This window comes from Microcoleus sp. LEGE 07076 (genome assembly GCF_015207455.1).
Taxonomy (GTDB): Bacteria; Cyanobacteriota; Cyanobacteriia; order Cyanobacteriales; family Microcoleaceae; genus Microcoleus.
This window is the reverse complement of the sequence record NZ_JADEWV010000061.1, coordinates 25,062-31,079: the sequence shown is the minus strand read 5'-3', so window position 1 is coordinate 31,079 and position 6,018 is coordinate 25,062. Positions and strand designations below refer to the sequence as shown.

The window sequence follows — 6,018 nt, the reverse complement described above, 5'->3', positions numbered from 1 at the left end:
GCTCCAAACCGCTCAGCAAAGTAATGCAAGTCACAGCCAAAGCATACAAATCCGTTGCCGGATAAACTTCTTGCCCGTTCATCTGTTCCGGCGGAGCATAACCCAAAGAATAAATACCAGTCGAAGCCTTAGAAGTGCCCGCAGTTTGCGTCACCTGTTTAACAGCCCCAAAATCTAATAAATAAAGCCTACCATTTTTAGCCCGCATAATATTAGCAGGTTTAATATCTCGGTGAATCGAACCGCGAGAGTGGACAAAATCGAGAACCTTCAAAATTTCTCGCAGCACCTCCACCGCTTGGGCCTCCGAAAACTTACCTTTAACAGCAAGTTCCTCCTCCAAATTTTTACCATCAATAAATTCTTGAACCAGATAGAAAAACCGATCGGTTTTTCCAGCCTGCAAACTCGGAACACTCAGCTCAAAAAACGCCAGCAAACTCGGAATTTGCGAATGTTCGTTGCCCAATTCCTCCAGCACCGCCGCTTCCCGCTGAAACAGAGTTTGAGCGATTATTAGCTGTGACGGAGTTAGACTTGCCGACGGCAGCAAAAGCTTAGCAACGCACTGTCGCATCGCCGGAGTATAGCGGTCTCTGGCCAAAAAAGCCGCCCCAAAACCGCCTTGACCCAACAACCTCTCGGGTAAATAGCGGCCGCTCAAAATCAGGGGCATTCCGCAAGTCGTGCAAAACTTTTGCTGCACCGTTTTCAGCAGGGAACTGTCATCGAGGTCGGCAAAATTGTTTTGAGGGCGCGGGCAGCCCGGGCGGGTGCAGTAAACTTCCATTTTGGCTTGCTAATTGCGAATAGGTAATAGGTAATTGGTAATTGCTAATTGGCTAATTTTACCAGGGACTATCAAACCAGATTTTTATTTTTAAACTAACCGCGAACTGCTAACTGCCAACTACCTAACAGATTAACTTCCCGCCGAATTGGGAGTTACAACTTCTATCAAAGGCAAATCGATCGCCGGAGCTTCTTTCGGCTCCTGGATGGTAGAATAAGTCGCAAACAAAGGCAGAATTTCATTGCTGAAAGCCTCTGCAGCTTTAGAACGGTAGCGGTTGGGGTTGCAAATCAGCGACAAAATCCGAGTTACCAAAACTTCATCCATTTTAGATTTGTGCAAAACGCCCATCAGCAACTCTTTTTCGATCGCCGAAACCGACACAAATGCAGCGCCCAGCCCCGCCCCAACGGCATTCTTAATTTCTTCGATCGAATTTAGCTCCATCTCGATTTTCAGGCGGCGCGTGTCAATGCCGCAGCGAGTCAGTACCTGATCGATGACTTTGCGGATAGTAGACTGCGAATCCAGGGAAATAAACTGCAATTTATAAAGGTCTTCTTTTTGGATACTTTCTTGTTGTACCATCGGGTGAGAGGGCGGGAGAATCAAAGCTAATTCGTCCTCTGCGTAAGGAACAATTTCTAAAGCTTCTACAAGTTCGGTAGGGATTTCTCCGCCAACAATTGCCAAGTCAATTTGCCCGTTGGCCACACTCCACGCCGTGCGGCGGGTCGAGTGAACGTGAAGCTGTACTGCTACATCCGGGTACTTTTGGCGGAACATCCCGATCATTCGGGGCAGCAAATACGTCCCCGTTGTTTGAGAAGCCCCCACGATCAAAGTACCGCCTTGGAGATTTTGCAAGTCTTCCAGAGCTCGACAAGTTTCTTGACAAAGCGATAAAATTTTCTCGCCATAACTCAGCAGCAGGTGTCCGGCTTCGGTCAGTTGAGCCCGCCGCCCCCCCCGATCAAACAGCGGCACGTCCAATTGTCTCTCTAGGTTTTGCACCTGCAAGCTAACTGCTGGCTGGGATACGTAGAGGCTGTCGGCGGCGCGTTTGAAGCTTCCTTCGGAGGCGATCGCCTTGAGAATGCGTAACTGGTCTAAAGTGAAAGGAAGGTCAGACATATATCTAATTGTCAGTTGTCAGTTGTCAGTTGTCAGTTGTCAGTTGTCAGTTGTCAGTTGTCAGTTGTCAGTTGTCAGTTGTCAGTTGTCAGAACAGCAAACAGCGAACAGTCAACCGTCAACAGCGAACAGTCAACAGCGAACAGTGAACAGTTAACTGACTGATAACCGCTGAATGCTCCTATAGATACTTTGTGACACAATTTGGCCGCGAATCAATAACTTTTCTTAATATTTACAATGACGATCGATTTGGCGCTCGACTCCCACTTTGTTATTCTGGGCCTGTTACTGGGTTTTGCGATCGCCCACAGCGGTTTGGCAGCCCTCCGCCCCCGAGGTGAAAAGCTGATCGGGGCGAGACTTTACCGGGTTTTGTTTGCCCTTGTCAGTTTGCCGCTAGCCGTCATTCTGATTGTCTACTTTTTCAACCACCGCTACGACGGCGTGCAGCTTTGGCAAGTACAAGACGTTCCCGGAGTTAAACCCGCAGTTTGGATACTTTCAGCAATTTCCTTTCTGTTTCTGTACCCAGCAACTTTCAACCTCCTAGAAATTGCCGCCGTCCAAAAGCCGGAAGTTCACCTCTACCAAGCCGGCATCATTCGCATTACCCGCCACCCGCAAATGGTGGGACAGGTAATTTGGTGCATTGCCCACACCCTCTGGATTGGCACTAGCTTTACCCTCGTCACTTCCATCGGTTTGATACTTCACCACCTATTCGGAGTGTGGCACGGGGACAGCCGGCTGCGGGCCCGTTTTGGCGAATCCTTTGAAACCATCAAATCTCAAACTTCAATAATTCCCTTTTTGGCAATCCTGCAAAAGCGTCAAACCCTTGATTTGTTTGAGTTTATCCGCCCTTCCTACCTAGGTGTAGTCATTTTTACAGGTCTGCTGTGGAAAATTCATCCTTTTTTAATGCGTGTCACTGGGAACATATACTGGTAGCATGATCCCTAGGATAGAAAAAAAATTATTAAATTCTGAGGGATCATTGTGTTGTCGGTTAGCGAACGCACTTTTGCACAAGAGGTATTTCAAGCCTCTACCCCCGTTTTAGTTCACTTTTGGGCACCTTGGTGCGGTTTGTGCCGCGCGATCGACCCCACGCTTGCGAGTTTTGAGTCACAGTGGGCTGGAAAAGTCAAGCTCCTAGGGGTGAATGCCGATCAAAGTTTGAAGTTGGCGAATACTTACCGCCTGACAAATCTGCCAACGCTGATTTGGTTTGAGGGCGAAAAAGTTCGATTTAGATTTGAACAATATCAAGGACGCGAGGAACTGCGGCGGACTCTCGATGCCTGGATGCTGGCGACTGAAAGGTCTTCACCAACTCAACGTCTGGAACCGCAGCAGCAAGTAGCCAAACGGTAACAGATCAAAGGCCTTGGGCTATTCGGTAAAAAATATTCGGAATTCCCCATTTGTAGATCGGCAATCCGACACTTGAATGCAGTCATAAACCGGGTTTTTTCCTGAAAAAACCGCGTAGCGAGCGGTGGTATCGGTAAAAACCCAGTTTGTTTATTTTCACAAATACAGGAATTTATTGATTTGTCAATCAATCTTTTGGCATAGATTTAAGGTGAACTAGATGGCTCGTGTCGATCGGGAAAACTCGATCCAATTCTCAAATGTTGTCGATCGACCACATTTGAGAATTGGATGGAGTATTTTTGCCCAGTCGTGCAAGCGTGTGTCACAATTGTTTACAGTTTTGGCAATATCTACTAGAAACTTTAAACTACCTATCAGTCATGGAACTGCTTTATCAATACGCTTGGCTGATTCCAGTCCTGCCGCTGGCAGGCGCAATGCTAGTAGGTCTAGGTTTAATCACCTTTAACCAGGCAACCAACAAACTCCGACAAGCGAATGCGATCTTCATCGTATCCACCCTCGGAGGGTCAATGGTAATGTCTTTCGCATTGCTGTGGAGTCAACTACAGGGCCACGCACCCTACACCCGCACAATTCAGTGGGCCTCTGCCGGCGACTTCTCGCTGAATATGGGCTACATCATCGACCCCCTGACCTCGGTCATGTTGGCGATCGTCACCACGGTCGCCTTTTTGGTGATGATTTACACCGACGGGTACATGGCACACGATGACGGGTACGTGCGATTTTACGCCTACCTGAGCATCTTCAGCGCCTCAATGCTAGGTCTAGTAATCAGCCCCAACATCGTTCAGATTTACATTTTCTGGGAACTCGTAGGTATGTGTTCGTACCTGCTAGTAGGCTTTTGGTACGATCGCAAACCCGCAGCAGATGCCTGCCAAAAAGCCTTCGTCACCAACCGTGTCGGCGACTTCGGGCTGTTGCTGGGCATCCTCGGCATTTACTGGGCCACCGGCAGCTTTGAATTTGACGTAATGGGCGAACGGCTGCACTCCCTAGTCGAATCCGGTGCCCTCAGCGCCACTTTGGCGACAATCTTCGGAGTCCTGATATTTTTGGGCCCAGCCGCCAAATCCGCTCAATTCCCCCTCCACGTCTGGCTCCCAGACGCAATGGAAGGCCCCACACCAATTTCGGCCCTGATCCACGCCGCGACAATGGTAGCCGCCGGCGTCTTCCTGATCGCTCGGATGTACCCAGTGTTTGAAGGGTTGCCAGCAGTCATGAATTTGATCGCCTGCACGGGCTGTTTTACGGCATTTCTGGGTGCTTCGATCGCCATTACCCAAAATGACATCAAAAAAGGCCTCGCCTACTCCACCATCTCCCAATTGGGCTACATGGTGATGGCAATGGGAGTCGGCGCTTACAGTGCCGGACTCTTCCACTTGATGACACACGCTTACTTCAAAGCAATGCTGTTCCTGTGTTCCGGTTCAGTGATACACAGCATGGAAGATGTCGTCGGGCACAACCCCGCCCTCGCTCAAGATATGCGAGTCATGGGCGGCTTGCGGAAATATATGCCGATTACCGCTTCTTGCTTTTTAATCGGCAATTTGGCAATCTGCGGCATTCCGCCCTTTGCCGGTTTTTGGTCGAAAGACGAAATTCTCGCCCAAGCTTTTCAAGCAAATCCCGCTCTCTGGGCTGTTAGTTGGGTGACAGCCGGGATGACCGCGTTTTATATGTTTCGGATGTATTTCAGCACCTTTGAGGGTGAATTCCGGGGCAATAATAACGCTATCAAACAGCAACTTCTGCAACCGGGTTTGGTTTTCGGCCCTGGGGCGATGAATGTTAAGGAATTGGCATCGACTGGCGAAAGTCACGGCGAACACGACCATTTCCCTCACGAATCTCCGCTGACAATGGCTCTACCGTTAGTGTTGTTGGCAGTACCTTCTGTGTTTATCGGTTTTCTCGGTACGCCGTTTGCCAATTATTTCGAGCAGTTTGTGCGCGCGCCAGGGGAGTCTCTGGAAGAAGTATTGGAACAAGCCGCCGAGTTCGATTTGACGGAATTTCTGATCATGGGCGGAAGCTCTGTAGGTATTGCTTTGCTAGGCATTACTTTGGCTTCCCTGATGTATTTGAGCCGCAAAATAGATGCTGGTGCGATCGCCCAAAAAATCAAACCGCTTTACGAATTCTCCCTCAACAAGTGGTATCTCGACGACATCAACGAAGTTCTCTTCGTCAAAGGCAGCCGTCGTTTAGCGCGGCAAGTCATGGAAGTGGATTTGCGAGTTGTCGATGGTGTGGTCAACTTGACAGGTTTTCTCGCCCTGGTTAGCGGCGAAGGATTGAAATACATTGAAAACGGTCGCGCTCAATTTTACGCCCTGATTGTCTTTGTCGCAGTTCTGGGTTTTGCGATCGTTTCTGGAGTCAGTTAAATCTGTAGGGAAACGGCATTTCCGTTTCCTCCGGTTCAGGAAACGACATTGCCGATTAGTGTCAACTTCTTAACGTCAAATAGACCGTATCTCTTGTTTGTCTCGAAGTCTAGATCCCCCCTAACCCCCCTTGATAAAGGGGGGACAAGATTCTTCTTTCAAAGTCCCCCTTCTTAAGGGGGATGCGAGGGGGATCAGAACTCAGCGATCGACAAGAGATACAAAGGTTTTTAGAGTTAAGTTGACACGATTGAAAGTATTGTCATGTCCCACCAGAAAATA

Annotated in this window: 5 protein-coding genes; 3 read left to right on the top strand and 2 right to left on the bottom strand. The window is 48.9% G+C overall.

The window, feature by feature from the left end; translation table 11 throughout:
• Both IQ270_RS12635 and IQ270_RS12630 read right to left on the bottom strand, forming a co-directional pair.
• Window positions 1-790, bottom strand: a 790-nt coding sequence (locus tag IQ270_RS12635) for a serine/threonine-protein kinase (protein WP_193973554.1), incomplete at its 3' end; no start/stop codon positions are given.
• Between the two features lie 132 nt (window positions 791-922).
• Window positions 923-1,927, bottom strand: a complete 1,005-nt coding sequence (locus IQ270_RS12630; RefSeq protein WP_193973553.1) for a LysR family transcriptional regulator — start codon at window positions 1,925-1,927, stop codon at window positions 923-925.
• 240 nt (window positions 1,928-2,167) lie between these two features.
• Here IQ270_RS12630 and IQ270_RS12625 point away from each other — a divergent pair, with 240 nt between their 5' ends.
• From IQ270_RS12625 to IQ270_RS12615, 3 genes are all read left to right on the top strand, one after another.
• Entirely contained in the window at window positions 2,168-2,881 is a 714-nt protein-coding gene (locus IQ270_RS12625; protein WP_193973552.1) for an NnrU family protein, read from the top strand.
• 45 nt (window positions 2,882-2,926) lie between these two features.
• Complete coding sequence (locus tag IQ270_RS12620) at window positions 2,927-3,307, top strand: thioredoxin domain-containing protein (protein ID WP_193973556.1); 381 nt, start codon at window positions 2,927-2,929, stop codon at window positions 3,305-3,307.
• 383 nt (window positions 3,308-3,690) lie between these two features.
• Window positions 3,691-5,736 (top strand): NAD(P)H-quinone oxidoreductase subunit 5, encoded by a 2,046-nt coding sequence (locus IQ270_RS12615; RefSeq protein ID WP_193973551.1) that lies wholly within the window; start codon window positions 3,691-3,693, stop codon window positions 5,734-5,736.
• Window positions 5,737-6,018 lie beyond the last annotated feature (282 nt).

Bases quoted from the DNA above. Each gene is read 5' to 3' on its own strand.
- IQ270_RS12625 (WP_193973552.1), top strand. From the start codon at position 2,168: ATGACGATCGATTTGGCGCTCGACTCCCACTTTGTTATTCTGGGCCTG.
- IQ270_RS12615 (WP_193973551.1), top strand. From the start codon at position 3,691: ATGGAACTGCTTTATCAATACGCTTGGCTGATTCCAGTCCTGCCGCTG.
- IQ270_RS12630 (WP_193973553.1), bottom strand. From the start codon at position 1,927: ATGTCTGACCTTCCTTTCACTTTAGACCAGTTACGCATTCTCAAGGCG.